The sequence below is a fragment of the Sinimarinibacterium thermocellulolyticum genome (assembly GCF_040327995.1).
In the GTDB taxonomy this organism is placed as follows: domain Bacteria; phylum Pseudomonadota; class Gammaproteobacteria; order Nevskiales; family Nevskiaceae; genus Solimonas; species Solimonas thermocellulolyticum.
On the sequence record NZ_JBEPIJ010000006.1, the window covers coordinates 21,293 to 44,346 of the forward strand.

Sequence of the window (23,054 nt, forward strand, 5' to 3'; positions counted from 1 at the left end):
ATGCGCTACATCCGCCCCATCCAAGCCGACGATCTCGACGCTCTGCTGCAGATGGCGCGCACTGCCGGCGCCGGCTTCACTTCGCTGCCGCCGGACCGCGACACGCTGCGCGCCAAGATCGAGCGCTCGCTGCGGTCCTTCGCCGAACCGGTCAACGAGCCGGGGCATCAGCGCTACATGTTCGTGCTTGTCGAATCCGAGACCGGCGAGGTCGGCGGCTGCTGCGCGGTCGAGGCCGCGTGCGGTCTCGACGAGCCGTTCTACAACTATCACGTCGGCCTGACCGTGCACGCCAGCCGCACGTTGAACGTCTACACGCGCGTGCCGACGCTGTATCTGTCGAACGACCTGACCGGCAGCAGCGTGCTGTGCTCGCTGTATCTGGCGCCGGCGTTTCGCGCGGCCGGCATGGGCCACCTGCTGTCCAAGTCGCGCTTTTTGTTCATCGCCAGCCATCGCGCGCGCTTTGCCGACAAGATCATCGCCGAGATGCGCGGCGTTTCCGATGCCGCCGGCCGCTCGCCGTTCTGGGAAGGTCTGGGCCGACATTTCTTCAGCATCGAGTACGAGCTTGCCGAACACATCGTCGGCCAGGGTAACAAGGCCTGCATCGCCGAGCTCATGCCGACACATCCGATCTACACCAGCTTGCTGCCGGCGGAGGCGCAGCGCGTGATGGGCCGCGTCCACGAACAGACCGCGCCGGCACTCAAGCTGCTGGAGCAAGAGGGCTTTCGTTACCAGAACTACATCGACATCTTCGACGGCGGACCGACGGTCGAGGCACCGACCGCGCAGGTGCGCTCGATCCGCCGCTCGCGCGTGCTGCGCGTGCGTGTGGGCGACGGCACGACGAAGGCGCGCGCGACGCCGCATCTGATCTCCAATCTTTCGCTCGGCGGCTTCCGCTGCGCGCTCGCGCCCTTGAGCGTGCAGCAGGACCGGCTGAGCCTGACGCCGGCGCTGGCAGCGACCCTGGGTCTTGCCGACGGCGACAACGCACGCGTGGTGGCGCTATGACGCGATCGTTGCAGAATCTCACCGGCGAGCTGTATCTCGACGGCCGCTGGTGCCGCGGCAGCGGACCGGTTTTCGAGAGCCTCGCCCCGCACGATGAGCACCGCGTCTGGCAGGGCTGCGCCGCCAGCGCGAGCGACGTCGACGACGCCTTCGTCGCCGCACGCAAGGCCTTCGATGATTGGGCCGACCGCAGCTTCGCCGAGCGCGCGACGCTCACGCGCGCGTTCGCGACCCTGCTCGAGGCGCAGGCCGAGGCGCTGGCGCGCTTGCTCGCCGAGGAGACCGGCAAGCCGCTGTGGGAGGCGCGCACCGAAGTCGCGGCCATGGTCGGCAAGATCGAATTGTCGATCCGCGCCAACCGCGAACGCACCGGCGAGCACGAGCAGGCCACCGATTTCGGCCGCCACGTGCTGCGTCACCGTCCGCACGGCGTCGTTGCCGTGTTCGGGCCGTACAACTTTCCGGGACACCTGCCCAACGGCCACATCGTGCCGGCGCTGCTCGCCGGCAACTGCGTGCTGTTCAAGCCCAGCGAGCTGACGCCGGCGACCGCCGAGGCGACCGTGCGCCTGTGGGAACAGGCCGGCCTGCCGCCCGGCGTGCTACAACTGCTGCAAGGCGAGCGCGCGACCGGCGCGGCGATCGCGGCACATCCCCAGCTCGACGGTCTCTACTTCACCGGCAGCCAGCGCACCGGCGCACTGCTGCACCGCCAGTTCGCCGACGACAGCGGCCGCATCCTCGCGCTCGAACTCGGCGGCAACAATCCGCTGATCGTGCGCGCGGTCGCCGACCTCGACGCCGCCGTGCTCGACACCGTGCAGTCGGCCTTCATCACCGCGGGTCAGCGCTGCACCTGCGCGCGGCGCCTGTTCGTACCGCGCGGCGCCTGGGGCGATGCCTACATCGAACGGCTCATCGCCGTCGCGCGGACGCTGCGCATCGATCGCTGGGACGCCGAACCGCCGCCGTACATGGGTCCGGTGATCAGCGCGCGCGCCGCAGATGCCCTGCTCGCCGCGCAGCAACGCCTGCTCGACGCCGGTGCGCGCAGCCTGCTGGCGATGCGCCGACTCGATCTCGGACGGGCCTTCGTGTCCCCGGGCATCGTCGACGTGAGCGCCATGGCCGAGGTTCCGGACGAGGAATACTTCGGCCCGTTGCTGCAGGTGATCCGCTACGACACGCTCGACGAGGCCATCGCCGGCGCCAACCGCACGCGCTACGGCCTGTCTGCCGGCTTCATCGGCGAGGACGCCGCCGAATACGAGCGCTTCCGCCTGCGCATCCGTGCCGGCATCGTCAACTGGAACCGGCCGACCACCGGTGCCTCCGGCGCCTACCCGTTCGGCGGCATCGGTGCCAGCGGCAATCACCGGCCGAGCGCCTACTACGCCGCCGACTATTGCGCCTATCCGGTCGCGAGCAGCGAAGCGCCGCGCATGCAGCGCGCGAGCAAGCTGCCGCCGGGAGTGAGCCTGTGAGCACAGCCAAGCCAGAAGCCACGCTCGAAGCCAATTTCGACGGCCTGGTCGGACCCACCCACCACTACGCCGGCCTGTCCTTCGGCAACGTCGCCTCCGAGCGCAATGCGCGGCGCATCGCCAATCCGCGCGAGGCTGCGCGTCAGGGCCTGATGAAGATGCAAGCGCTCGCCGCGCTCGGCTTGCCGCAGGCGGTGCTGCCGCCGCAGGAGCGTCCGCACCTGCCGACGCTGCGCCGGCTCGGCTACAGCGGCACCGACGCGCAGATCCTCGCGCGCGTCGCGCGCAGCGCACCGGAACTGCTCGCCGCGGTGTCCTCGGCCTCGGCGATGTGGACCGCGAATGCCGCGACCGTATCCCCCAGCGCGGACTGCGCCGACGCGCGCGTGCACATCACCCCGGCCAACCTGTGCAGCAATCTGCATCGCGCGATCGAAACCGAGACCACCGCGCGCGTGCTCAAGGCCGTGTTCCCCGATCCGAGCCGCTTCGTCCACCACGCCCCGCTACCAGCGACGCCGATGCTGGGCGACGAGGGCGCGGCCAACCACACGCGGCTGTGCAGCGATTACGGCGACCCCGGGCTGGAGCTGTTCGTCTACGGCCGCGGTGGCGACGACGAGCCGCGGCCGGCGCGCTATCCGGCGCGGCAGACGCGCATGGCCTCGGCGGCGATCGCGCGCCTGCACGAACTCGACGCGGCGGCGACCTTCTTCGCCCAGCAGCACCCCGAGGCGATCGACGCCGGCGTGTTCCACAACGATGTCATCGCCGTGGGCAACCGCGAGGTGCTGCTTTATCACGAGCAGGCCTTCGTCGACGCACAGGCCCTGCGCGGCTGGATCTGCACGCATCTGCCCGGTGAACGGCGGCCGGTGTTCATCGAGATCAGCGAGACCGAAGTCAGCCTCGACGCGGCGATCGCCTCGTACCTGTTCAACTCGCAACTGGTCTGCCCGGCGGACGGCGGCATGCGTCTGATCGTCGCGCGCGAATGCGAGGAAACGCCCGCGGTCTGGAGCGCGCTGCAGCGCATCCTCGCCGACGACCGCAACCCCATCAACGGCATCGCCGTGTTCGATCTGCGCCAGTCGATGCAAAATGGCGGTGGTCCGGCCTGCCTGCGACTGCGCGTGGTGCTCACACCGGCCGAGCGCGCCGCCGTCGCCCCCGGCGTCTGGATCACGCCCGAGCGCCACGCCGAGCTGCTCGCCTGGGTCGACGCGCACTATCGCGATCGCCTCACGGTCGACGATCTGGCCGACCCGCAACTGCTCGAGGAGAGCCGCACCGCGCTCGACCGCCTGACCGCGCTACTCAAGCTCGGCAGCCTGTACGACTTCCAGCGCAACTGATGCCACCGATGCGCGCAGGCTTGTGCTGGCAATGGATCGACTGGCCGGCGTTCGATCCGGACACGCTCTATGCGCTGCTCAAGCTGCGCTCGGACATCTTCGTCGTCGAGCAGAACTGTGCCTACGCGGACATGGACGGCCTCGATCCGCGCTGCCGTCATCTCGTCGGCCGCGATGCCGACGGCCGCGTGCAGGCCGGTCTGCGCCTGGTGCCGCCCGGCATCAAGCACGATGCGCCGGCGCTCGGCCGACTGGTCGTGGCCCCGGCATGGCGCGGCGCCGGTTACGGTCGCGAGCTGATGACACAGGGCATCGCCGCCTGCGCGCAGCATTATCCCGAACAGCCGATCTTCCTCTCCGGCCAGCAGCATCTCGAAGACTTCTATCGCTCGCTCGGCTTCGAGACGATCTCGACGCCTTATCTGGAAGACGGCATTGCGCACGTCGACATGCTGCGGCCGGCACAGACCTGAACGCTATACTCGTGCGCCCCTGATCGAGCAGGCGCCGCCCCGCCCACGTGTACATCGAGTACTTCCAGCTCCGGGAGATGCCGTTCGCGATCACCCCGGACCCCGCCTATCTGTACATGTCCTCGCGCCACCAGGAGGCGCTCGGGCATCTGTTGTACGGCATCGGCCAGTACGGAGGCTTCGTGCAGATCACCGGCGAGGTCGGCACCGGCAAGACCACCATCGTGCGCTCACTGCTCGAGCAGAAGCTGCCCGATGTCGACGTGGCGATGATCCACAACCCGCGCCAGAGCGAGCATGAGTTCGTCCACTCGATCTGCGACGAACTCGGCGTCGCGGTGCCGCGCGAGACGACGTCGATCAAGCTGCTGGTCGATGCCTTGAACGCGCATCTGCTCAAGACTCACGCCGCTGGTCGGCGCACGGTCCTGATCATCGACGAGGCACAGAACCTGCAGCCCGGCGTGCTCGAACAGGTGCGGCTGCTGACCAACCTTGAAACGGCCAAGGAAAAGCTGCTACGCATCATGCTCGTCGGCCAGCCGGAGTTGGCGACGCTGCTCGCACGACCCGAGCTGCGCCAGCTCGCCAGCCGCATCACCGCGCGCTACCACCTGACGCCGCTGTCCGCACGCGAAACCGCCGAGTACATCGGCCATCGCCTGCGCATCGCCGGCGCGCGCTCACCGATCTTCGAACCCGAGGCTTGCGCGCTGGTGCATCGCCATGCACAGGGCATCCCGCGCCTGATCAACGTCATCTGCGACCGCGCGCTGCTCGGCGCCTACGCCCAGCAGGCCCTGCGCGTCGACGCCGCGACCGTGCGCCGCGCCGCGCGCGAGGTCATGGGCGAGCAGCGCGAACGGCTCGAAGCCGGCGCGCCGCGGCGCTGGCGCGCGATCGAAACCGGCTGGCTGGTCGCGCTGATCGCTTGCGCGGGCCTGTTCGCCTACACGTTCTATCCCTGGGGATCGCAGGCGCCATCGGCGGCGGCGACGCCCTCGGCATCGGCCAAACCGACGCGTACTGCGGCCGCAACACCGACACCGCAGATCACGCCCGTCGCAACGCCGGCGGCGATCGTGCCGGCGGCGCTGCCGCTGTCGTCGGCCGAGGATCTCGCTCGCAGCGCACAGCCGCTGGCGGTGGCGCTGGCCCGCCTGATCCGGCTGTGGAACGCCGAAGTGCCAGCGGATGCGACGGCCGACTTGTGCGCCGCGCTGCACACCCAGGGCTTGGCGTGCTACCGCAGCAGCGGCAGCTGGCAGGATCTGTTCACGATGGACCGCCCCGCGGTGCTCAGCCTGCTGATCGACGGCAGTCCGCAGTACGTGCTGCTCGAATCGCTGGATCCGCGCAACGCCGTGCTGCACACCGTGCTCGGCCCGATGCGGATCGCCGTCGCCGAACTCCGCCCGCTGTGGACCGGCGAATTCCTGCTGTTGTGGCGCCGCGAGACCCACGCGATCCGCATCGACGCCCAGGCCGGCAGCGTCGACATCGCCTGGCTGCACCAGCGGCTCGCGGAACTCGGCTATACCCAGGGCGAGCCGCCCCCAGTGTTCGACGCCGCGCTGGCCGATGCCGTGCGCCGCTTCCAGGCAGACCGCGGCCTGGCCGTGGACGGCATCGCCGGCGTGCGCACCCTGATCGAGCTCGGCGATGGACTCCCCGGCACGCCGACGCTGGCCATGAGAACCCCATGAGCTACATTCTCGATGCGCTCCGGCGCGCCGAACGCGAGCGCAGCACCGCGGCGCCACAACCCCAGGGCGCGGCCACCGCGCCGGCCACGCCACGGCCACGGCCGACCATCCTCGTGCTCGCCGCAACGACGCTGTTTCTGGCCGGTGTCGGCGTCGCTGCGTTGCTGCTGCGCCCGCCGCCGGCACCGCTCGCTGCCACGCCGACGAGCGCAACGAGCACGGACGCCGCGCCCCCAACCGAACGCGCCGCATCCCCAGCCGAGGAACCGCTCACCGGGCAACCCCTGCTCGGCGAGATCGAAGCCCTTGGGGTCTACGAAACCTTGGACGACGTCACGCCGGTGTTCCAGGGCAGTCCCACCCGCGCCGGCAACACGCCCCTTACCGACGGACCGACGCCCGTCGCGACGCTGGTCCACGACTCGACGCCGGCCAGCGCGACCCAGACCACGCCCCCGACGTCCCAGCCTATGACGACGACCGGCGCGCCGGGCGATGCTCGACGCGCGCAGCGACTGGACGCGCTGCCGACGGAGGTGCAGTCCCGTTTTGCGTCACCGCTGATCCAGGTGCACGTCTTCGATGCCGACCCGGCGCGCCGCTGGATCATGGTCGATAGCCGCCGCGTCGGCGAGGGCGGTCAGCTCGACGGCGGACTTCGCATCGCCGAGATCGTCGCAGACGGCGTGATCTTCGAGTTCGAAGGCCAGCGCGTCTACTGGCCGCTGAATCGCTGATTGCCGCAGCGCCGATGCGAGGCTCAGCGCTCGAGCAGCGCGAGCTTGTCCGGCTTGCCGTCCCAGTCCTTGGCGTCCGCGGGCGGCTCCTTGCGCTCGGTGATCACCGGCCACTCCTTGCTCAGCTGCGCGTTGATCGCCTTGAAGTGCGCTTGGTCCTCGGGCAGATCGTCCTCGGCGAAGATCGCCTCGGCCGGACATTCTGGCTCGCACAGTGTGCAGTCGATGCACTCCTCGGGGTCGATCACGAGAAAGTTCGGACCTTCGTGGAAACAGTCCACCGGGCAGACTTCCACGCAATCGGTGTACTTGCACTTGATGCAGTTTTCGGTAACGACGAAGGTCATGGGCGCAACTCGCAGTTGGGCAAGGGCGGGCCGGATGCCGGCCGTCAAGGGCGCCGGATTCTAACCGATCACGATCGGCGACCGGCCCGCCGCAAGATCAGGCGGACGGGTCGTCGCCGGGCACCTCGGGCCGTTGCGGCGCTGGTGGCTTGAAGGTCAGGTCCAGCAAGTGGGTACCGAAGCGGCCGTTGCGGCGATCCTCGAAGTACTGCCGCAGGCTGTGCCAGATCGTCGGAAAGGCGATGTGGTCCCAGGGGATCTCGTGCTCGTGCATCAGGACGACCTCGGAACTCTCGGCGGTCGGCCCGAAGCGTTCCGACAGCAGGCGGCCGCAGTGGACCATGTACACCTGGCTGACGTAGGGCACGTTCATCACCATCAGCAAAGGCCCGACATCGACCTCGGCCAGCGATTCCTCGCGCGCCTCGCGCGCGGCACCGGCGGCACTGGTCTCGCCCATCTCCATGAAACCCGCGGGGAAGGTCCACAAGCCGCGGCGCGGCTCGATGTTGCGCCGGCACATCAGCACGCGGCCGTCGCGCCACTCGGCGATCACACCGACGATGACCTTGGGATTGCGGTACTGCACGTGACCGCAGCGCGTACAGACGTGCCGCGGCAGGTGGTCGTCGGCCGGCACCCGGAACTCGACCGGATGTCCGCAGACATTGCAGTAACGCGTTTGGGGGTGCATGGGGCAGCGGATGAGCAAGGCCGGCACTATAGCGGCTCAAGTGGAATTGCCGCCGAAAATCGGTGAACATTCGGCGTTGCGATCGAAGAACATCGGACCGCTCTGGGGGATGCGCATGAACAAGCTCACGTGTCTGGCTGCCGGCCTGCTGCTCTGCAACGCGGTCTTCGCACAGGATGACGGCGACACCCAGGCAGGCAACAGCTTCGCCGACATCAACGCCGCCGATCAAAGCAGCGACACGCCGGATGCCAACAGCTTTTCGTCCGACACCCAGGACGCCAACCGCTTTACGTCCGACACCTCCGACGCCAACCGCTTCACCTCAGACACCAGCGATGCAAACAGTTTCGCGTCGGACGGCTCGGACGCCAACAGCTTCGGCGACGGTTTCGACGACTCGGGCACCAGCGGCGACGAGGCCGCGCCCGAGGAGGCCCAGCCGTGGGCGCTCTACGCCGGCGCCGACGTCGTCTGGACCACCGCCTCGTTTTCCTCGCAAGCTCTGATCGACGCGTTCGGCGGCGACCGCTTCGATTCGCGCATGTACCGCGTGCGCGCCGGCCTGCGTCTGTTCGATGCGATCGGTCTCGAAGCACAGCTCGGTGCCGGCGACAGCGGCGTCGGCGAGCTCGCGGCCGACGAGTTCAGCACCGAACGGTTCTACGCGGTCTACTTCGTTCCCACCGGTGTGTTGCTCGATCTGATCGAAGTCGGCGCCTCGATCGGCTATGCCCACGTGGACCTCGAACGGCCGGGCGCCTCCGAGGCGATCAACGGCGCCAGCTTCGGCGTCAACGTCGAGATCCCGGTGTACACCAGCGACGCACTCGAGCTGCGTATCGGCGGCGGCGCCGCGACCTACCGCGCGCAGCCATCGGCCCGCATCTACGGCTACCACGCCGGCCTGCGCCTCGACTTCCGCGTCTGAAGGTCCGCACCGGCGCGGCGGGCCGATATAATGCGCGGCCGCGCCGAAGTGGCGGAATCGGTAGACGCAGCGGACTCAAAATCCGCCGCCTTCAAAAGCGTGTGGGTTCGAGTCCCACCTTCGGCACCAGTCATCCCGCGTTCACGCGGCGCACCGCCGATCAGCCTTCGATTGCGCGGCGGTCACGGCGTCGATCGGCGCCGCTGGGTCGATGCGTGCGGCGTGCCGTCCCCGGCACAAACGGCGCGCATTGACGGCGTCGCGGCGGCGCTGCTCAAATCACCGCGCCGCTCACGGGGAGTAGCCGGGGCCTCACCCGCTCCCGCGACGTCGTCAGCACGGGTACTCGCGTACCCCGGCGTCGCGGACCGCGCCAATGTGCGGACGGTAAGACCGACTGGGCGGTTGGCTTTGCGCCGCCCGTTCACTTTTAAATGATCTCTCCATGATCTCCATCGGCACGCCGCTGCTCTGGACGCTGTTCACGATCTTCGTCGTCGTTGCGCTCGCGGTCGACTTCTTCGCGCTCAACCGCCAGGGCGCACACAAGGTGTCGATGCGCGAGGCGGCGATCTGGACGCTGATCTGGATCGCGGTCAGCTTCGTCTTCGTCGCCTTGCTGTGGTGGGAACTCGGCGGCAGCGGCGACGATGCGGCGGCGCGCGCGCTCGCCAACGACAAGGCGCTGGAGTTCATCACCGGCTATCTGGTCGAGAAGGCGCTCGCGGTCGACAACATCTTCGTCTTCCTGATGGTCTTCACCTACTTCGCGGTGCCGGCGGAGTTCCAGAAGCGCGTGCTGATGATCGGCATACTCGGCGCGCTGCTACTGCGCGCGGTGCTGATCCTGATCGGTGCCTGGCTGATCGCCAAGTTCCACTGGATTCTCTACGTCTTCGGCGCCTTTCTGGTCTTCACCGGCATCAAGATGTGGTGGGCTGCGGGCCAGGAGCCGGATCTCGAGGACAATCCGGCGCTGAAGTGGATCAAGCGGCGCATGCGTATCGCGCCCGGCTACGACGGCGAGAAGTTCTTCACGCGCATCGACGGCGCGCGCGTCGCCACACCGCTACTGGTCGTCGTGGTGCTGATCGGCATCGTCGACGTGATCTTTGCGGTGGACTCCATCCCGGCGATTTTCGCGATCACGCTCGATCCGTTCATCGTGCTCACGTCCAATGTGTTCGCGATCCTCGGCCTGCGTGCGATGTACTTCCTGCTCGCCAGCGTGCATGAGCGCTTCCATCTGTTGTCGTACGGTCTGGCGATCGTCCTGGTGCTGATCGGCGGCAAGATGCTGCTGATCGACCTGTACAAGATCCCGGTCGCCTGGTCGCTGGGCGCGACCGTGCTGGTGCTCGGCGTGACGATGCTGCTGTCCGTCTACATTCCGCCCACGGGCGATGGCAGGCCGCGCGGCGGCTATCCGTTCTCGCGGCGCAAGCGCGAGCCGGACGAACCCGCGCGCAGGTGAGTCTTCAGCGCCACCGCGCGCGGCGGCGCCACGAACGCAGCAGCAGCAGGCCGCCGGCGAGCCCGCCCAGATGCGCGAAATGGGCAATGCCGGACATCGTGCCGGTGACGCCCGCGTACAGTTCGAAGGCCGCGTATAGCGTGACGAACACCGGCGCCGGCAGCGGGATCGGCGGGAATAGCAGCATCACGCGCCGGCGCGGGAACAGCAGCGCATAGGCGCCGAGCAGGCCGAACAGCCCCCCGGACGCGCCGACCGTGGGCACCGGCTCGCCGAAGCCCTGGGTGATGAGCTGGGCGATCGCGGCGGCGAATACGCTCACCGTGTAGAGCTGCACGAAGCGTGCCGAGCCGATCGCACGCTCGACCTCGCGGCCGAACATCCACACGCCGAGCATGTTCACCGCGAGGTGAAACAGGCTGCCGTGCAAAAACGCGCTGGTGACCACCTGCCAGAACTGAAAGCCGGCACCCAGCGGCCACAGCGCGAACTGCCGGATGAGCCCGTCCGCAGCCGTCATCTGCAAGCCGAAGACGAGGAGGTTGACGATCAAAAGGACGTGGGTGACGGGCGCGACGGCCATCGGCGGTGCCTGATCTGAAGGACGAGCCGGCAGTGTAACGGCCTGAAAAAACGCCGCCGGTCGGCACGAGCGGCGGCGTGGATGCAAAAGCGCCGGAAGACTACTTGGTCGCCAGTTTCGACACGCTGGTCGGGCTGAAATCCTCGACCGTGAACTTGCGCGACGCCGTCTCGGCATCCTCGTTGTTCGCCGCCATGACCAGATAGCGCGCGCTCTGCAGGTCATATACGGTTTCGAGCACCGGCAACTGGTAGGGCTTGTCGTAGGCGATCACGTGATGGCCTTCCTGGACGCGCCAGAGCTGATCGCGCTGATCGTAGACGTCCACGGCGACGATCTGCCAGGAATCCTCGTCGACGTAGAAGGTGCGGCGCTTGTACAGGTGACTCACACCCGGCTTGACGAAGGAATCGACGACCCAGACGCGGCGCAGCTCGTAGCGCGCGTGCTCCTGGTTGATGTGCGCCTTCTTCATCACATCGCTGTACTTGAGCTTGTCGCTGTGGATCGCGTAGCTGTTCGCCGGCACGTAGATTTCCTTCTTGCCGACCAGTTTCCACTGGTAGCGATCCATGGCACCGTTGAACATGTCGAGCTGGTCATTGGTGCGCAGGCCGTCCGAGGCCGTACCGGGGTTGTCGTAGGCGACGTTCGGCGCGCGGCGCAGACGCCGCTGGCCCGGGTTGTACTGCCAGGCGCCGCGCGGCTCCTTGACCTGGTCCATGGTCTCGTGCACCAGCAGGATGGTGCCGGCCAGGCGCGCCGGCTCGGTCGTGACCTGCAGAAAGTACAGGATCTTGTTGTTCAGCGACGCCGGGTCGATGCCCGGCTGGCTGTAGACGAAGAAGGCATCCTCCTGGATCTTCACCAGGTTGTAGTCGCCCGCGGTGGTCACCGCGAACTGGTTGTTCCAACGACGCACGCCGATGTCGCGATAGCGCACCTTGTGGTTCCAGATGACCTCATGGCCGTTCTGCGGAATCGGAAATGGAATGCCGGTGATCGCCCCCTGCAGCGCCTCACCGTTGCCGCCGAGCGTCGCGCTGGTCGCGTTCTTAAACGTGGCGTCATAAATGAACTGGGGGTTGGCGAAGCTGCGCCGCGTCTTGTAGACCTTCATCTGATAGCTGTCCGGGTACTTCTCGAACAGCGCGACCTGCCCCGGGGTCAGCTTGGCCTTGTGCTCACCGAGGTTCTTCGCCGTAATCGTGAACAGTGGCTTGTCGTCGGGAAAGGGGTCGCAGTATCGCGTGCCCTCGCCCTTGAAGCACGGCGGCGCCTGGGTCAGGCCACCGTCCCAGGCCGGGATGCTGCCGTCGGCGTTGCCCGCCTTGGTCGCACCCACCGGGGTCAGCTCCTTGCCGAGCTTGGCGGCTTCGTCGGCGGAGACTTTGGCGAGCACCGGGCCGGTCGCGAGCAGGCCCGCGCACAGCGTGATTCGGATCAGCTTGAACATGGATTCGCCCTCGATTTTGTGTTCATACGAGCCGCCGCCCTCGTTGTGCGCGGCCGCTCGCGCGCACAGGCTAACACCGACGGAGCGGCCGGCGGAAACGGCGGCGCTCGCGATCGGCGCCGCCGTGCCAGGATCGAGGACGTTCGCCGGCGTGCCGCCGGCGTCGGACGTGCAGCGCTGCGCAGACGTCGCGATCGACCGTGTCGTCACTCGAAAACGAAGGACTCGACCGGCAGTTTCATCAGCGACTTGCTCGGCTTGACCATGGATGCGGCGTGCGCCTTGGCGCGCGGCAGCAGATGGTCGAAGTAAAAGCGCGCCGTCGCGATCTTGGCCTTGTAGAACGCCGGTGTCTCGGCGCCGCCCTGTGCCAGCTTCTGGCTGGCGACCGCGGCCTGCAACGCCCAGAAGTAGGCCATGGTCACGTAGCCCGAGTACATCAGGAAGTGATGGCTCGCGGCGCTGACCACGTCGCGGTCCTTGCGCGCCATCAGCATGATGCGCATGGTCAGCACGTTCCATTCGGCCGCGTAGCGGGCCAGATCCGCCGCATAGCGACGCAGCTTGCCGTTGCGCATGTGCTCGACCGCGAACTTGCCGATCAGCGCGGTGAAGTCGCGCACCGCCTTGCCGCGCGTGGTCAAAAGCACCTTGCGGCCGAGTAGATCCAGCGCCTGGATGCCGGTGGTGCCTTCATAGAGCGTGCTGATGCGCGCGTCGCGCGCGATCTGCTCCATGCCGTGTTCCCAGATGTAGCCGTGGCCGCCGAACACCTGTATGCCGAGGTTCGCAGCCTCGAGGCCCATCTCGGTGAGAAAGCCCTTGAGGATCGGCGTCAGAAAACCGAGCTTGTCGTCCCAGTGCCGGTACTTCTGCGGATCGTTCTCGAGGATGCCGTTGACCATGTGATCGGCATACTGGGCCGCGAAGTAGATCATCGCGCGCCCGCCCTCGGCGACCGCCTTTTGCGTGAGCAGCATGCGGCGCACATCGGCGTGATGGATGATGGCGTCGGCGACCTTCTCCGGCTCCTTCTTGCCGGACAGCGCGCGCATGGAGCGACGCTCCTTGGCATAGGCCAGCGCGTTCTGGTACGACAGCTCCGCGTGCGCCACGCCCTGCACGGCGGTGCCGACGCGGGCGGTGTTCATGAAGGTGAACATCGCCTCCAGCCCCTTGTTCGGCTCGGCGATCATGTAGCCGGTCGCGCCATCGAGCACCATCGTGCAGGTGGCCGAGGCCTTGATGCCCATCTTGTGCTCGATGCCGTCGGCGCGGATGCCGTTGCGCTCACCGAGCGAGCCGTCGGCCTTGACCAGCATCTTCGGCACGATGAACAGCGAGATGCCCTTGGTGCCCGGCGGTGCATCGGGCAGACGCGCGAGCACGATGTGGATGATGTTCTCGGTCAGATCGTGCTCGCCGGCCGAGATGAAGATCTTGGTGCCGGTGAGCTTGTAGCTGCCGTCCGCCTGCGGCTCGGCCTTGGTCTTGATCTGCCCCAAGTCGGTACCGCACTGCGGTTCGGTGAGGCACATGGTGCCGAGCCAGCGCCCCTGGACCAGGGGCGGCATGTAGATCGCCTTCTGCTCGGCGCTGGCGTGCTGCATGATCGTGTTCATCGCGCCCAGCGCAAGTCCCGGATACATCGTGAACGACCAGTTCGCGGTCCCGGTCAGCTCCGACTTGATCAGGCCCAGCGACATCGGCATGCCCTGGCCGCCGTATTCCTGCGGATGCGACAAGCCCTGCCAGCCAGCGGCGGCGTACTGCTCGTAGGCCTGTTTGAAGCCCGTGGGCGTGGTCACCGCGCCGTTTTCGAAGCGACAACCCTCGGCGTCCCCCGACAGGTTCAGCGGCGCGAGCACCTCCTCGCAGAACTTCGCGCACTCTTCGAGAATCGCGTTGACCGTGTCCGGATCCGCGTCGTGGCCGTTCGACAGACCGGCGTAGTGGGACGGGAAATCGAGCACTTCGTTGAGCAAAAAGCGCATGTCGCGCAGCGGCGCCTTGTACACGGGCATGGCAGAACCTTTGGGATGGATCGGGAACGTCGCGCAGTCTGCGCACGCACCGACGCGCGGGCATTGGCCGGACATCGCCGGCGCCGCGTCCGCCGGGTAAATCGCGTGCCCGCGCCTACAATGCACGGGCCACCTCCCCGGAGCCGCCGATGCCCCCCGCCGTCGAATTCTGGTTCGAGTTCGCCAGCAGCTATTCCTACCCGGCCGCCATGCGCATCGAAGCCGCGGCCGGGGCGGCGGGTGTCCGGGTCGAATGGAAGCCCTTCTTGCTCGGGCCGATCTTCCGCGAACAGGGCTACGACAGTTCGCCGTTCGTGCAGTATCCGGCCAAGGGCCGCTACATGTGGCGCGATCTCGAACGCATCTGCGCGGCGCAGGGCATCGGTTTTCGCAAGCCCTCGTCGTTCCCGCGCACCAGCGTGCTCGGCGCGCGCGTGGTCGCCGCCTATGCACGGGAGCCCTGGGTGCCGGACTTCGTGCGCGCGCTGTTTCGCGCCAACTTCGAGTTCGACCGCGACATCGACGCGCCCGAGCTGGTGCGCGAGCTGCTCGCCGCATGTGTCGCCGACGCCGATGAACGCCTCGCCGCAGCGCAGTCTGCGCCGCTCAAGCAGCGTCTGCGCGAGAACACCGAGCGCGCCGCGGCGCTCGGCCTGTTCGGCGCGCCGAGCTTTCGCGTCGGCGACGAGGACACCGGCTGCGAACTGTTCTGGGGCAATGACCGCCTCGACGAGGCGCTCGCCTGGGCCCGCGGCGCGCATGCGCTGCAGCGCTGATGCGATCGCTCACGCTGTTCGTCTACGGCAGTCTGCTGGTCCCGGCGGTGCTGCGCGCCCTGCTCGACCGCGTGCCGATGCTCGCGGCCGCAGAGCTCGCGGAGCATCGTCGCTGCGCGCTGCGCGGCCAAGACTTTCCTGGCCTCGTGCCGGCGAGCGGCGCTCGCACCTGCGGCGCCGTGATCGCCGTCGGTGTGCGTGAGCTGGCCTACCTCGATGACTGGGAGAGCGACTTCTTCGAGCGCAGCGCCGTCACCGTGCACATGACCGACGGCAGCGTGCTCGCGGCCCAAGCCTATCTGCTCGCGCCAGCGCATCGTCATCTCGCCACCACGAGGACCTGGACCCTGCACGACTTCGCCCGGCGCCACGCATCCTCGTGCGCGCGGCGCGCCCGCATCTGGCGCCGTGACCGCGACCGGCGCTTGCGGCACACTACGGGCCCATCGCCGCGTCAAGAACGATAAGCCAGCAGACATGCGTGATTCGGGACAGTTCCTGCTCGTCGTGCATGAGGCCATGGTCAAGGCCGGCGTCGACGTCGACGCCGTCTACCGCAAGCTCGGCTACGATGCCGTCAAACTGCCGCTCAAGGAACTGCGCACGCCGCACCAGCAGCAGGCGTTGTTCTGGCAGATCGTCGAAGGCGTGACCGGCGACGCCGACATCGGTCTGCACCTGTGCCCGCACCTGCCGCCGTTCCGCGGCGAGGTGATCGAGTACCTGATGTTCAGCAGCCCGACCTTCGGCGACGGCATCCAGCGAGCACTCAAGTACCTGCGCCTGATCAGCGATGCCCTGTCGGTGCGTCTGGTGCACGATACGGCCGGCGCGCGCATCGGCGTGATCGGCAGTGCGCTGGAGGCGCCGCAGTTGCGCCACACCGAGATCTGCGTGGTCTACGAGCTGATCCAGTTCGCGCGCTCGGTCACCGAGAACCGCTTCGCGCCGCCGCTGAAGGTCAAGCTGCGCTGCAGCGCGCGCAGCCCGCGCGCGCAGTACGAAGCGGTGTTCGGCTGCCCGGTGGAGTTCGACGGCCACGAGAGCGAGATCTGGTTCGACCCGGCGCTGCTCGACTACCGCTCGCCGCGCTGGGACCCGGATCTGCTCAAACTGCACGAGGAGCTGGCGGCCAAGCGCCTGTCCGACCTGCGCCGCCGCGACCTGGTCGAACAGATCCGCAAAGTGCTGTCGCAGCGTCTGGAACTGGAGTCCTGCGACCTCGAAGACGTCGCCGCCGAGGTCGGCCTTCCGCCGCGGCGCCTGCGCTTCGAGCTCGCCCGCGCCGGCACCAGCTTTTCGCAGATCGTCACCGACTTCCGCTACGCGCTCGCGCGGCGCCTGCTCGCGCGCACCGACGAGTCCATCGACAACATCGTCTATCTCACCGGCTTCTCCGAGCCGAGCACCTTTTACCGCGCGTTCAAACGCTGGTCGGGCATGACGCCGGTGCAGTACCGCGAGCGCCACCGCAGCGGCTGAGCCGCGCCTGCCGGCGCGACATCCGCACTGGCGGCCCGGTCAATGCGGTGCGCGGGCGCGCTTGCTAGCCTGCCCCGCTAAACGGCCGGCCACGAACCGGCGCGAGGAGACACCGCCGATGCCATCACAGAAAAGGCCGCTGGACGCGCTGACCGAGGTGCTCGGCGGCGCCGCGGTGCCCGGCCTGGAAAAACTCGACGACGCCGAGCTGCAGACCCTGGTCGACGCGGTGCGCAGCGCGCGGCGCGAGCAGCAGCGGCAACTGGCGCAGGCGACGGATGCGGCGCTCGGCCACCTGCCGCTTTTGCTACGCGGGGCGGTGCGCAAGATCCTGCTACCCCACTAGCTTCGACCCCATGGCCCGACTCGCCCATCAGGCGGAAGTGCACAAGCTCGCGCTGCTGCTCGGCAAGCCGCTCGCGGACCTGCCGTTTCTCGACAAGCTCGACCTGCGCACGCTCCGCGCGCTGCGCGAGCGCATCACGGCGGTGCTGTTCGACGCCGACGCCGAGCTGTTCGGCCGCATCGCCGCGGCGACCCGGCTGATGCCGGGGCCCTTGTCCGCGGTCATCGCCGAGAAGGCCCTCGGCCCACTGCTGTGCGCCCGCATCGCCGGCCAGCTGCCGCCGGATCGTGCCGTCGACATCGCCAAGCGGCTGCCGACGGCGTTCCTCGCCGACGTCTGCCTGCAACTGGACCCGCGCCGTGTGCGCGAACTGATCGCGAGCATGCCGGTCGCACGCATCGTCGACGTGGCCCGTGAACTCGCAGAGCGCAAGGCCTACATCGTCATGGGTCGCTTCGTCGACTGCCTGCCGGAGCCGGCGATGCGTGCGGTGCTCGACGCCCTGCGGGACGACGAAGCGCTGCTGCGGATCGGCCTGTACGTCGAAGACCCGGCGCAGCTCGACGCGGTCATCGAGATGCTGCCGGATGCGCGGCTGCGCGAGATGATCGCGATCGCGATCGCGCAAGGCGCCGAACTCTGGGCCGATGCGCTGGCGCTGATCAACGCCGTCGGGCCACGGCCGAGGCAGCGCATGGCCACGATCGCCGCGGGCTTCGACGACGCGCAGATCGCGCGCATGCTCGCGCTGACCCAGACCCAGAACCTGTGGGGCGAGCTGCTGATGCTGATCGCCGAGATGCCGGAGGCGGAGTGCGCGCGCCTGGCGCGTGCCCCGGGACTGCACGACGACGCGGTGCTGGCCGCGCTGATCCGCGCCACCGATGCCGGCGGACTATGGCCGCAGCTCCTGCCGCTGGTCGGCCACCTGGACCCAGCGCTGCAGCAACGCGCCGCCGCGCTCGCCGAGCGCCAGGGCGGCGACGTCCTTGCGCGCCTGGACGCGGCGCGCGCTGACTTCGCCGCCCAGCGCGGCGTCAACTTGGCCAATGCGGCACGAGCAGGGTGACAGTACCATCGTTTGCTGTCACAGTAGCGTTCGTCGCGCACTCCGACGGCAGGGGGCGCGCGGCGGTCACTCGAGACCAAGCGCAGGGGGAGTGAACATGTGCGGAATGCGGACCGTCCGTCAGCGGACGTCGATCCACTGGACCTTGATGGGAATCGCCGGCCTGGCTCTGGCCACGCCGGCCCAGGCCTTCCGCTTCGAATACGGAGAAATCTTCGGCGATCTCAAGACGCGCGTCTCGTTCGGCGCTTCGTGGCGCGTCGAGGACCGCAACCCGGCGCTGATCGACAAGAACAATCTCGACCCGACGCTGTGCGGCAGCGGCGTCGACGACGCCTGCATCTCGTTCAACGAGAATCCGGCGCTGAACCAAAAGATGATCGACGCCCCCGGCGCATTCTTCGGCCTGAACAAGGACGACGGCAACCTGAACTACGACCAAGGCGACGTCGTCGCCGCCGTGTCCAAGATCAGCAGCGAGCTGTCGCTGACCTGGGGCGAATGGGTGTTCAAGGCCGGCGGCACACTGTTCTACGACCCGATCAACGACGACTTCGACGAATTCCATCCGGACACGACCTACCAGCCGCAGCGCACGCCACGTAACGACGCCGTGCGCGGCAGTGTCGGTCACGATTTCCAGATCGGCAATCTGCTGGTCAGCACCGCCTTCGAGGCGCTGGACCGCGACTTCGTCGCGACCATCGGCTACCAGACCATCCGTTGGGGCGAATCGACCCTGATCGCGATCAACAGTCTGAGTGAGATCAACGCGCCGGACGCGCGTTTTCTGTATCAGCCGGGTACGCAGATCGCCGCGGTGTTCCAGACCACGCCGGCAGCGGTGCTGTCGACGACGCTGGGCGACAGCCTCGCCGTGGACCTGATCTACTTGCTGGGCTGGCGCGGTGTCGAAGTACCCGAGGGCGGCGCCTTCTTCGCCCCCTTCGATGTCATCGGTCGCGACTACGCGACGGTCTCGCTCGGCCAGTTCCACGAGGACCCGAACGGCTTGCAGCGCTTGCCCGGCATCGGCGCCGAGATCTCGGACACCTCGCTGACGGTGCCAGTGAGCCAAACCGAGGGCGAACCGCGCGACGCAGGTCAGTTCGGCGTCAAACTGACCTGGTATGCCGCCGACATCAGCACCGAGTTCGGCTTCTACGCGCTGAACTACCACAGCCGCCTGCCCTACCTGAGCATGTACGCGACCGACGCGACCTGCATCCAGGACACGACCACCGACGTGCTGCAGGCCACCGCCGACTGCGACGGCATGCGCCTGACACCGAGCGGCCTCGAACCGACGCCGATCGACAGCGCGCGCATCTTCCTCGACTATCCCGAGGACATCCAGCTCTACGGCGTGAGCTTCAACACCACCATCGGCAAGTGGTCGCTCGCCGGTGAGGTCGCGTATCGCCCCAACCTACCGGTGCAGGTGCAGATCACCGACGTGGTGTTCACCGCACTGCAGCCGGCGCTGCCCGAGAACGAGATCGTGCTTGGTCTGGGCACGGTCGGCGATCTCACGCTCCCCGGCCTGATCAGCATCGGCCTGGATCCGACGACGGCGCTCGGCGTGCTGACCTCGCCGCGCACGCTCAGTCTGCTCACACAACTCATCGCCAATCCCGAGAACGATTTCGCGCTGCCGCCACGTGCGGTCGCGGTACCGAGCTATCTGATGGCCTATCGCGGCTGGGACCGGATCGAACCCAACCAGCTCATCACCGGCTACGAGCGGCTCAACGCCGTGCAAATGGACTTCACCGGCATCCGCGTACTCGGCAACAGCGAAAACCCGATCGGTGCCGAGCAGGTGCAGATCATCGCCGAAACCGGCTTCACCTGGATCACCGACATGCCCTCGCGCGACGTGCTGCAGTTCGAGGGCGGCGACTACAACAACACCCACGCCAGCCCCGGCGCCGACGGCAGTGGCGATGTCGGCGATCCCGGCGTCAAGCCGACGCAGCGTCTCAATCCGACGCAGCAGACCGAAGGCTTTGCCGACGATTTCGCCGCCGGTTACCGCCTGATCCTACGCCTGGAGTACAACAACGTGATCTTCGGCTGGAACTTCAAGCCGCAGATCCTGTGGTCGCACGATGTCTACGGCGTGGCGCCCAGCCCGAACCAGAACTTCATCGAAGGGACGATGCTCTGGCAGGTCGGCACCGACATCGAGATCACGCAGAAGCTCGGCGCGCAGTTGTTTTATCAAGGATGGGCCGACGGCGGCACCGTCAACGGCTATCGCGACAAGGATTTTGCGGGTTTTGCGGTTTCGTACACGTTCTGAAGGCGTTCTGATGACTGCACCCGGCGCATGCCGCGCGGGTGACGGTCGGCAACACGAGGAGTGCGACATGCGTAAGGCAAGTGGGTGGATGACGCTACTGACGGCAGCCGGACTGACCATGAGCTCGGCGGCCTTGGCCAAGGCCAGCGCCGACGAGGCGGCCAAACTCGGCAAGGAGCTCACCGCGGTCGGCGCCGTGCGCGCCGGCAACGCCGACGGCACCATTCCCGAGTGGGTCGGCGGCAAGTACTTCGACGACACCATCCGCAGCCAGACGCCGGAGAGCCTGGAGCTCGTGCGCCAGCAGTTCGAGGCCGTGCGCAGCAAGAATCCAGCGGCGTTCGACGAGCTGCTGAAGTATCTCGACAAGTTCGAGATCAAAGACTATCCAGCGATCTCCAAGCAGATCGACGCGATCATCGGCCAGCTTCCCAAGAGCCTCGCCGAGCTCGACAAGGGCCAGCAGGACGCGGCGAAGAAGATCCCAGGCCTGCCTGCCGACGGCAATCTGCAGGCGCTGGCGCAGAAGCAGCGCCAGCAGATCGGCGGTGGCGGGGAGTATGAGGCGCCGCAGTTCATCATCACCAAGGACAACCTCGCCCAGCACGCCGACAAGCTCACCGAGGGCCACAAGGCGATGTTCGCCAAGTACCCCTCTTACCGCATGATCGTCTATCCGTCGCTGCGCACCGCGTACTTCCCGCCCGAGATCGAGCAGGCAACGATCAAGAACGCGAGCACCGCCGAGCTGATCGGCACCGACGAGGTCAAGGGCGCAGTGCTCGGCTTTCCGTTCCCGATTCCCAAGAGCGGCGCCGAGGTCCTGTGGAACCACAAGATGCGTTTCCGCGGCAGCGCGGTGCGCCGCTTCAACAACCAGGCCATCGTCAAACTCGACGGCAGCTACAAGATCTCCAAACTCGTCGAGGACGTGAAGTTCAAGTACGCCAACCTCGAAGAAGCGAATCCGGGGACCAAGATCCTGCTGTACTACCTCTCGGAAGTGCTCTCGCCGCCGCGCGTCGCCGGCCAGCTCACGCTGGTGCACGAAACCTCCGGTGCCGGCGGCAGCGGCCGCGATGCCTGGATCTACAACCCAGGCCTGGGCCGGGTGAACCGCGCGCCGGACGTGGGTTACGACAACCCCTACATCGGCACTGACGGCGAGCAGTTCAACGACCAGGTGGACATGTTCAACGGCGCGCTCGACCGCTATGACTGGAAGCTGATCGGCAAGAAGGAGATGTACATCGCGTACAACTCCTTCCTGATCAATGCGCCGCTGATCAAGTACGCCGACATCATCCGCCCCGGGCACATCAACCAGAATCTGTCGCGCTACGAGCTGCACCGCGTCTGGATCGTCGAGGCGACGCTGCGCGACGGGCTGCGCCACCAGTTCAAGAAGCGCCGCTTCTACATCGACGAGGACTCCTGGGCGGTGGCGGTGGTCGATTGCTACGACAACCGCGACCAGCTCTGGAAAGTGCAGGAGGCGCAGCTGCTGACGGTACCGTTCGTGCCGACGGTCACCGGCATCCCCGAGATCATCTACGACCTGCAGAGCGGCCGTTACTTCGTCACCGCGCTGCAGAACGAAGACCGCATCAGCGACTTCAAGATCAAGCTGCAGGACAAGGACTTTGCTCCCAACAGCCTATCGCGCCGGGCGCAGAGTCGCTGAAAAAGCGCAGCGGAGAAGCCGGATGTGTCGAACATATCGCGTTGTGCTGGCGGCGAGCGCCGCACTGCTGCTGCAGCCACTCGCGACCGCAGCACAGGGCGGCGTGAGTGAAGACCCATCGCGCCGGCCGCGTCCGGCGCTGATCGCGCCGCGCGCCGCCTCGGCGCTGCTGCTCGATGTCGCGCGTTCCGGCAAAGGCGGGGTCGTCGCCGGAGCGCGCGGCAACATCCTGCTGTCGGCGGACGGCCGCGACTGGCAGCAGGTCGCAGTGCCGGTTGACGCGACGCTCACGCGCCTGCACTTCTTCGACGAGCGCCACGGCTGGGCGGTGGGCTACGACGGCACGCTGCTCCGCACCGAGGACGGCGGCAGTACTTGGACGCTGCTGCAGTTCGACCCGGACTGGGGACGCCCGTACTTCGACCTGCACTTCTTCGACCGCGACCACGGCCTGCTCGTCGGTGCCAACGGCAGTCTGCTGGCGACCAACGACGGCGGCAGGACACTCTCGCCGATCGAGTCCGAGGCCTTTGAGGACCAGCCGAACCTGTACAACCTGGTCGCGCTCGGAGACGGCTCGCTCTTGATCGCCGGTGAGCGGGGCTTTCTCGCGCGCTCACGGGATCGCGGCGCGAGCTGGCAGCGCCTGCGCTCGCCGTACACCGGCTCGTACTTCGGCGCGCTGCCGATTGGCCAGTCCGGCGTGTTGGTGTTCGGCCTACGCGGCAACGCCTTCTACGCCGCCGACCTCGATGCCGTCGAGCCGCTCAGCGCCGAGGCGCTGCAGGCGCTGCGTGATGCCGCACTCGATCCGGGCGCCGCCAGCAGCGGTGCCAGCCCGGTGACCGAGGTCAGCGGCTGGCGTGCGCTCGCCAGCGAGCAGGTCGAAAGCCTATTCGATGCCCTGGTGACCGCGGACGGCCGCGTGCTGCTGGTCGGCATGAACGGCCACGTGATGCAGGCGGACCTGGATGGCGGCCGCCTGGTACGGCTGCCGGTGGTACCGGACAACAACATGAATGCCGGCATCGCCGACGGCGACGCGTTGATCGTCGTCGGCACCGCCGGCGTGCAGCGCGTCGCGCTGCCCTGACCGTCATTCTTCGGG

21 protein-coding genes and 1 tRNA gene are annotated in these 23,054 nt (G+C 67.6%); 17 read left to right on the plus strand and 5 right to left on the minus strand.

All coding sequences use genetic code 11. The annotated features are described in order from the left end of the window. From astA to ABSH63_RS06870, 6 genes are all read left to right on the plus strand, one after another. Window positions 1-1,020, plus strand: a complete 1,020-nt coding sequence (gene astA / locus ABSH63_RS06845) for an arginine N-succinyltransferase (protein WP_352888544.1) — start codon at window positions 1-3, stop codon at window positions 1,018-1,020. Beyond that, entirely contained in the window at window positions 1,017-2,504 is a 1,488-nt protein-coding gene (gene astD / locus ABSH63_RS06850) for a succinylglutamate-semialdehyde dehydrogenase (protein WP_352888546.1), read from the plus strand. Before astA ends, astD begins: the two co-directional genes overlap by 4 nt. After that, the gene (gene astB / locus ABSH63_RS06855) at window positions 2,501-3,859 is read left to right on the plus strand and encodes an N-succinylarginine dihydrolase (RefSeq protein ID WP_352888547.1); all 1,359 of its coding nucleotides are present in this window, start codon (window positions 2,501-2,503) and stop codon (window positions 3,857-3,859) included. Before astD ends, astB begins: the two co-directional genes overlap by 4 nt. Window positions 3,860-3,867: 8 nt before the next feature. After that, window positions 3,868-4,332, plus strand: a complete 465-nt coding sequence (locus ABSH63_RS06860) for a GNAT family N-acetyltransferase (RefSeq protein ID WP_352888549.1) — start codon at window positions 3,868-3,870, stop codon at window positions 4,330-4,332. Window positions 4,333-4,409: 77 nt separating this feature from the next. Further along, window positions 4,410-6,038, plus strand: coding sequence for an AAA family ATPase (locus ABSH63_RS06865; protein ID WP_352888550.1), 1,629 nt, complete (start codon window positions 4,410-4,412; stop codon window positions 6,036-6,038). Next, on the plus strand, window positions 6,035-6,775 hold the full coding sequence (locus ABSH63_RS06870) for a general secretion pathway protein GspB (RefSeq protein ID WP_352888551.1): 741 nt from the start codon (window positions 6,035-6,037) through the stop codon (window positions 6,773-6,775). The genes ABSH63_RS06865 and ABSH63_RS06870 overlap by 4 nt, the downstream gene beginning before the upstream one ends. 23 nt (window positions 6,776-6,798) lie before the next feature. Here the strand turns inward: ABSH63_RS06870 and fdxA are convergent, their stop codons facing one another. After that, complete coding sequence (gene fdxA, locus ABSH63_RS06875; RefSeq protein ID WP_352888552.1) at window positions 6,799-7,122, minus strand: ferredoxin FdxA; 324 nt, start codon at window positions 7,120-7,122, stop codon at window positions 6,799-6,801. A gap of 97 nt (window positions 7,123-7,219) precedes the next feature. Next, complete coding sequence (locus tag ABSH63_RS06880) at window positions 7,220-7,816, minus strand: NUDIX hydrolase (RefSeq protein ID WP_352888553.1); 597 nt, start codon at window positions 7,814-7,816, stop codon at window positions 7,220-7,222. Between the two features lie 115 nt (window positions 7,817-7,931). Between ABSH63_RS06880 and ABSH63_RS06885 the strand changes: the two genes are divergently transcribed. The 3 genes from ABSH63_RS06885 to ABSH63_RS06895 all read left to right on the plus strand — a co-directional run bounded on the left by ABSH63_RS06885 (window position 7,932) and on the right by ABSH63_RS06895 (window position 10,221). After that, the gene (locus ABSH63_RS06885) at window positions 7,932-8,747 is read left to right on the plus strand and encodes a hypothetical protein (RefSeq protein ID WP_352888554.1); all 816 of its coding nucleotides are present in this window, start codon (window positions 7,932-7,934) and stop codon (window positions 8,745-8,747) included. 42 nt (window positions 8,748-8,789) lie between these two features. Next, a tRNA-Leu gene (locus ABSH63_RS06890) sits at window positions 8,790-8,876 on the plus strand. Between the two features lie 316 nt (window positions 8,877-9,192). Continuing rightward, on the plus strand, window positions 9,193-10,221 hold the full coding sequence (locus ABSH63_RS06895) for a TerC family protein (RefSeq protein ID WP_352888556.1): 1,029 nt from the start codon (window positions 9,193-9,195) through the stop codon (window positions 10,219-10,221). A gap of 4 nt (window positions 10,222-10,225) precedes the next feature. On the opposite strand, the gene ABSH63_RS06900 is transcribed toward ABSH63_RS06895, so the two are convergent. From ABSH63_RS06900 to ABSH63_RS06910, 3 genes are all read right to left on the minus strand, one after another. Then, complete coding sequence (locus tag ABSH63_RS06900; protein ID WP_352888557.1) at window positions 10,226-10,804, minus strand: rhomboid family intramembrane serine protease; 579 nt, start codon at window positions 10,802-10,804, stop codon at window positions 10,226-10,228. A gap of 100 nt (window positions 10,805-10,904) precedes the next feature. Further along, window positions 10,905-12,260: a DUF1329 domain-containing protein gene (locus tag ABSH63_RS06905; RefSeq protein ID WP_352888558.1), complete on the minus strand. Its 1,356-nt coding sequence runs from the start codon at window positions 12,258-12,260 to the stop codon at window positions 10,905-10,907. Window positions 12,261-12,466: 206 nt separating this feature from the next. Then, window positions 12,467-14,284: an acyl-CoA dehydrogenase C-terminal domain-containing protein gene (locus tag ABSH63_RS06910; protein WP_352888560.1), complete on the minus strand. Its 1,818-nt coding sequence runs from the start codon at window positions 14,282-14,284 to the stop codon at window positions 12,467-12,469. Window positions 14,285-14,433: 149 nt separating this feature from the next. Here ABSH63_RS06910 and ABSH63_RS06915 point away from each other — a divergent pair, with 149 nt between their 5' ends. The 8 genes from ABSH63_RS06915 (at window position 14,434) to ABSH63_RS06950 (ending at window position 23,039) form a co-directional block, all read left to right on the plus strand. Beyond that, window positions 14,434-15,060, plus strand: coding sequence for a 2-hydroxychromene-2-carboxylate isomerase (locus ABSH63_RS06915; RefSeq protein ID WP_352888561.1), 627 nt, complete (start codon window positions 14,434-14,436; stop codon window positions 15,058-15,060). Then, on the plus strand, window positions 15,060-15,527 hold the full coding sequence (locus tag ABSH63_RS06920; protein WP_352888562.1) for a gamma-glutamylcyclotransferase family protein: 468 nt from the start codon (window positions 15,060-15,062) through the stop codon (window positions 15,525-15,527). Before ABSH63_RS06915 ends, ABSH63_RS06920 begins: the two co-directional genes overlap by 1 nt. Window positions 15,528-15,537: 10 nt before the next feature. Then, window positions 15,538-16,542: an AraC family transcriptional regulator gene (locus ABSH63_RS06925; RefSeq protein WP_352888564.1), complete on the plus strand. Its 1,005-nt coding sequence runs from the start codon at window positions 15,538-15,540 to the stop codon at window positions 16,540-16,542. Between the two features lie 118 nt (window positions 16,543-16,660). Continuing rightward, a complete protein-coding gene (locus ABSH63_RS06930; protein ID WP_352888565.1) occupies window positions 16,661-16,888 on the plus strand; it encodes a hypothetical protein in 228 nt (75 codons plus the stop codon). Between the two features lie 10 nt (window positions 16,889-16,898). Then, on the plus strand, window positions 16,899-17,957 hold the full coding sequence (locus ABSH63_RS06935; RefSeq protein ID WP_352888567.1) for a hypothetical protein: 1,059 nt from the start codon (window positions 16,899-16,901) through the stop codon (window positions 17,955-17,957). A gap of 148 nt (window positions 17,958-18,105) precedes the next feature. After that, on the plus strand, window positions 18,106-20,262 hold the full coding sequence (locus tag ABSH63_RS06940) for a DUF1302 domain-containing protein (RefSeq protein WP_352888568.1): 2,157 nt from the start codon (window positions 18,106-18,108) through the stop codon (window positions 20,260-20,262). Window positions 20,263-20,329: 67 nt separating this feature from the next. After that, window positions 20,330-21,946, plus strand: a complete 1,617-nt coding sequence (locus tag ABSH63_RS06945; RefSeq protein WP_434223255.1) for a DUF1329 domain-containing protein — start codon at window positions 20,330-20,332, stop codon at window positions 21,944-21,946. A 22-nt stretch (window positions 21,947-21,968) separates the two neighbouring features. Next, entirely contained in the window at window positions 21,969-23,039 is a 1,071-nt protein-coding gene (locus ABSH63_RS06950) for a WD40/YVTN/BNR-like repeat-containing protein (RefSeq protein WP_352888569.1), read from the plus strand. Window positions 23,040-23,054 lie beyond the last annotated feature (15 nt).

What these genes read in the sequence shown, in the direction of transcription:
- astA (WP_352888544.1), top strand. Translation starts at nt 1, where the DNA reads ATGCGCTACATCCGCCCCATCCAAGCCGACGATCTCGACGCTCTGCTG.
- ABSH63_RS06915 (WP_352888561.1), top strand. Translation starts at nt 14,434, where the DNA reads ATGCCCCCCGCCGTCGAATTCTGGTTCGAGTTCGCCAGCAGCTATTCC.
- ABSH63_RS06945 (WP_434223255.1), top strand. Translation starts at nt 20,330, where the DNA reads ATGCGTAAGGCAAGTGGGTGGATGACGCTACTGACGGCAGCCGGACTG.
- ABSH63_RS06935 (WP_352888567.1), top strand. Translation starts at nt 16,899, where the DNA reads ATGGCCCGACTCGCCCATCAGGCGGAAGTGCACAAGCTCGCGCTGCTG.
- ABSH63_RS06905 (WP_352888558.1), bottom strand. Translation starts at nt 12,260, where the DNA reads ATGTTCAAGCTGATCCGAATCACGCTGTGCGCGGGCCTGCTCGCGACC.
- ABSH63_RS06925 (WP_352888564.1), top strand. Translation starts at nt 15,538, where the DNA reads ATGCGTGATTCGGGACAGTTCCTGCTCGTCGTGCATGAGGCCATGGTC.
- ABSH63_RS06860 (WP_352888549.1), top strand. Translation starts at nt 3,868, where the DNA reads ATGCGCGCAGGCTTGTGCTGGCAATGGATCGACTGGCCGGCGTTCGAT.
- fdxA (WP_352888552.1), bottom strand. Translation starts at nt 7,122, where the DNA reads ATGACCTTCGTCGTTACCGAAAACTGCATCAAGTGCAAGTACACCGAT.
- ABSH63_RS06885 (WP_352888554.1), top strand. Translation starts at nt 7,932, where the DNA reads ATGAACAAGCTCACGTGTCTGGCTGCCGGCCTGCTGCTCTGCAACGCG.
- ABSH63_RS06895 (WP_352888556.1), top strand. Translation starts at nt 9,193, where the DNA reads ATGATCTCCATCGGCACGCCGCTGCTCTGGACGCTGTTCACGATCTTC.
- ABSH63_RS06870 (WP_352888551.1), top strand. Translation starts at nt 6,035, where the DNA reads ATGAGCTACATTCTCGATGCGCTCCGGCGCGCCGAACGCGAGCGCAGC.
- ABSH63_RS06900 (WP_352888557.1), bottom strand. Translation starts at nt 10,804, where the DNA reads ATGGCCGTCGCGCCCGTCACCCACGTCCTTTTGATCGTCAACCTCCTC.
- ABSH63_RS06930 (WP_352888565.1), top strand. Translation starts at nt 16,661, where the DNA reads ATGCCATCACAGAAAAGGCCGCTGGACGCGCTGACCGAGGTGCTCGGC.
- ABSH63_RS06880 (WP_352888553.1), bottom strand. Translation starts at nt 7,816, where the DNA reads ATGCACCCCCAAACGCGTTACTGCAATGTCTGCGGACATCCGGTCGAG.
- ABSH63_RS06910 (WP_352888560.1), bottom strand. Translation starts at nt 14,284, where the DNA reads ATGCCCGTGTACAAGGCGCCGCTGCGCGACATGCGCTTTTTGCTCAAC.
- ABSH63_RS06940 (WP_352888568.1), top strand. Translation starts at nt 18,106, where the DNA reads ATGGGAATCGCCGGCCTGGCTCTGGCCACGCCGGCCCAGGCCTTCCGC.
- ABSH63_RS06865 (WP_352888550.1), top strand. Translation starts at nt 4,410, where the DNA reads ATGCCGTTCGCGATCACCCCGGACCCCGCCTATCTGTACATGTCCTCG.
- ABSH63_RS06950 (WP_352888569.1), top strand. Translation starts at nt 21,969, where the DNA reads ATGTGTCGAACATATCGCGTTGTGCTGGCGGCGAGCGCCGCACTGCTG.
- astD (WP_352888546.1), top strand. Translation starts at nt 1,017, where the DNA reads ATGACGCGATCGTTGCAGAATCTCACCGGCGAGCTGTATCTCGACGGC.
- ABSH63_RS06920 (WP_352888562.1), top strand. Translation starts at nt 15,060, where the DNA reads ATGCGATCGCTCACGCTGTTCGTCTACGGCAGTCTGCTGGTCCCGGCG.